Origin of the sequence: Endozoicomonas ascidiicola, from assembly GCF_001646945.1 — a bacterium.
Classification (GTDB): domain Bacteria; phylum Pseudomonadota; class Gammaproteobacteria; order Pseudomonadales; family Endozoicomonadaceae; genus Endozoicomonas; species Endozoicomonas ascidiicola.
In genome coordinates, this window is sequence record NZ_LUTV01000015.1 from 3,065 (window position 1) to 6,011 (window position 2,947).

3 protein-coding genes and 1 pseudogene are annotated in these 2,947 nt (G+C 43.6%); 2 read left to right on the plus strand and 2 right to left on the minus strand.

Translation table 11 applies throughout. From position 1 onward, the window contains the following. Positions 1 to 114: 114 nt before the first annotated feature. Positions 115 to 402 carry a hypothetical protein gene (locus AKL11_RS23920; protein WP_067522834.1) on the plus strand — a complete coding sequence of 96 codons (288 nt, stop codon included), beginning with the start codon at positions 115 to 117 and terminating at the stop codon, positions 400 to 402. A 1,172-nt stretch (positions 403 to 1,574) separates the two neighbouring features. On the opposite strand, the pseudogene AKL11_RS23930 reads toward AKL11_RS23920, so the two are convergent. Continuing rightward, positions 1,575 to 1,905: pseudogene (locus AKL11_RS23930) on the minus strand (site-specific integrase); the annotation flags it as partial. A 52-nt stretch (positions 1,906 to 1,957) separates the two neighbouring features. Between AKL11_RS23930 and AKL11_RS23935 the strand changes: the two are divergent. Further along, positions 1,958 to 2,269 carry a hypothetical protein gene (locus AKL11_RS23935; protein ID WP_067522840.1) on the plus strand — a complete coding sequence of 104 codons (312 nt, stop codon included), beginning with the start codon at positions 1,958 to 1,960 and terminating at the stop codon, positions 2,267 to 2,269. Between the two features lie 470 nt (positions 2,270 to 2,739). Here the strand turns inward: AKL11_RS23935 and AKL11_RS26115 are convergent. Further along, on the minus strand, positions 2,740 to 2,947 hold a 208-nt coding region (locus AKL11_RS26115), incomplete at its 5' end, for a hypothetical protein (protein ID WP_216636844.1).

The window sequence follows — 2,947 nt, forward strand, 5'->3', positions numbered from 1 at the left end:
TGGTTCCGTGTAAACTTCTTCAAAGATATTTCTGGTTCTGTTTTGTCTGAGAAATCTTTGGTTCTTTTGTTTTTCTGGTTTTGTACCTGACAAAGTGAAGTTGCTGCCAGGCCGGTGCAAAGCAGAAAACATTTTACGGGCGAGGCGGCTAACAAAAACTTCAAGCCGACGCCTGCGGCGCGGCTTAAGTTGGCGTTAGCTGCTGTGTTTTTACCAGAGTTGCAAACCTGTGAGCTTTTCAGTGTTGGTAGTTTTTTTGTCCAGTTCTATCAAAAAGTTCAGAAGAAATCGGTAAGCTTTTTTTTGCAAGCTGGCGTGAGAGTTTTGTTGTTTATTCCTTCTTTTATGCCAGCGTCAAAATCGTCGTTTGCTGTTGGTTGTTKCAAAGCTGGCAAGTGCTAACGTACAAGTTTTCTTTTACAGCGCCAGCAGAAAAATCGGTTTCCTTTCCATCTTTTCTATTGGTCAGTTGGTGGGGTTTTCTCTGGTTTTCTGTAGCGTGCAAAGTTTCCGGTTTGTGCCAGGTCAAAAAATTACATTGTCGTAAACTTCAAGTAGTTAAACCTTTTGGTTCAGACTGGTTTGCGGCATTTTGGTTCCGTGTGGTTTGCAGCTGATTACAAAACCTTTGGTGGTAAATCTTCTGGTTTTTACTTTGTCGCCAGTTGTACTTGCTTCAGGTTTACGTCACGGTTTAACCATTTTACGGGCTTACGCAGCTAACAAAAAAATCGTGTTCGTTCGCTGCGCTCACCGGACGCGCCTGCGGCGCGCCGCACATTTTGGCGTTAGCTGCTGTGTTTCTACCAGAGTTGTAAACCTGATAGTTTTTTAGCGTTGGAAGTTTTTTTGTTCGGTTCTCTCGTAAAGTTCAATAGAAGTCGGTAAGTTTCGTTTTGCAAGCTGGCGTGAGAGTTTTGTCGTTTTTTCCTTCTTTTATGCCAGCGTCAAAATCGTCGTTTGCTGTTGGTTGTTCCCAAGCTGGTAAGTGCTAAAGTACAAATTTTCTTTTACAGCGCCAGCAGAAAAATCGGTTTCCTTTCCATCTTTTCTATCGGTGAGTTGCTGGGGGTTTCTCTGGTTTTCTGTAGCATGCAAAGTGTCAGGTTTTATGCAGGCCAGGAAGTTATATTGTCGTAAACATCAAGTAGTCAAACCCTCTGGCTCAAACTGTTTCGAAGTATTTTGGTTCAGCGTGGTTTTCAGCAACGTTCAAAATCTCTGGTGGTAAATCTTCTGGTTTTTACTTTGTTGCCAGTTGTACTCGCTTCGGGTTTCCGTCACAGTTTAACCATTTTACGGGCTTCCGCAGCTAACGAATAAGGATAGATTGCGCTTAGCCGCAATCTTATCCGGTTGTTGCACAAGCCCGGATTGATTTCTGGTGAGGGTGGTCTATAGAAGTTTTCTTTTTTGGTGGCGATCAAATCAGAGCGTTTATATTGAACTCTCTTTATTCAGAATGAGCGTTACCCGATCACTGCATTACGTAGTCTGGCGTCTGATTTCCCTGTCTGACTGGCTGAACTAACTATTTCTCCATGTTGGTGAATGGCGATACTTATTTTATGAANGAGTCAGGATAACCGGAAGTCGTTTAACGGTGGGGGGTTTGATAATTTCAACAAAGTCCCAATGTTTACCCAGAACATGCTTCCAGAAAAATTGCAGYCCGTTACGATCAGTTTTGACTGTGCTCCAGGAATGACTCTCTACCAATGCAGCAAAGTAGGTTTTTAAGTCATCGGGCGTGAGTCTATCAGGGCAACGGTCAAAGAATGCTGCTACTCGCCGTAATGGCCTGCTGTATAGATCAATGGTGGATTTTCTTTTACCTTGAAGCTTCAGGGTGGTGAGGTGTTTTTGGTATAGTTCGTCGAACCGGGTTTGYTCAGAACGTTCCATGTTGATTGCTTCCTAATAAGCCGAACCTGAGTGGTGCGGTTATTAGGAAGTATTGGATATAGTAAAATGGAGAGTATCTACGGTATTTTTTGCCGCGTTAGCGGCTTGGTTCAACAAAAACTTCAAGCGGACGCCTGCGGCGCCGCTTAAGTTGGCGTTAGCTGCTGTGTTTTTACCAGAGTTGCAAACCTGYGAGCTTTTCAGTGTTGGTAGTTTTTTTGTCCAGTTCTATCGAAAAGTTCAGAAGAAATCGGTAGGCTTATTTTTGCAAGCTGGCGTGAGAGTTTTGTCGTTAATTCCTTCTTTTATGCCAGCGTCAAAATCGTCGTTTGCTGTTTGTTTTTTCCAAGCTGGCAAGCGATAGCTTACCAATTTCTTTTTGTCACGCCAGCACAGAGATCAGTTTCCATTCCATCTTTTCTGTCGGTCAGTTGGTGGGGTTTTATCCGATTTTTTGTAATGTGCAAAATTCAGGTTTGTTCTAGGCTAGAAAGTTACATTGTCGTAAACTTCAAGTTGTCAAACCTTCTGGTTCAAACTGGTTTGCGGCATTTTGGTTCTGCATGGTTTGCAGCGGCGTGCATAATCTCTGGCGTTAAATCTTCTGTTTTTTACTTTGTTGCCAGTCGTACTCGCTTCAGGTTTTCGTCACAGTTCAACCATTTTACGGGCGTACGCAGCTAACAAAAAAATCAAGTTCGTTCCGCTGCGCTCCACCGGACGCCGCGATGCGGCGCCGCTTATTTTGGCGTTAGCTGCTGTGTTTTTACCAGAGTTGCAAACCTTTGAGCTTTTCAGTGTTGGTAGTTTTTTTGTCCAGTTCTATCAAAAAGTTCAGAAGAAATCGGTAAGCTTTTTTTCGCTTGCTGGCGTGAGAGTTTTGTTGTTTATTCCTTCTTTGATGCCAGCGTCAAAATCGTCGTTTGCTGTTTGTTTTTCCCAAGCTGGCAGGCGGTAGCGTGCCAATTTCCTTTTACAGCGCCAGCACAAACATCGATTTTCTTTCCATCTTTTCTGCCGGTCAGTTTGTGGGGGCTTTTCT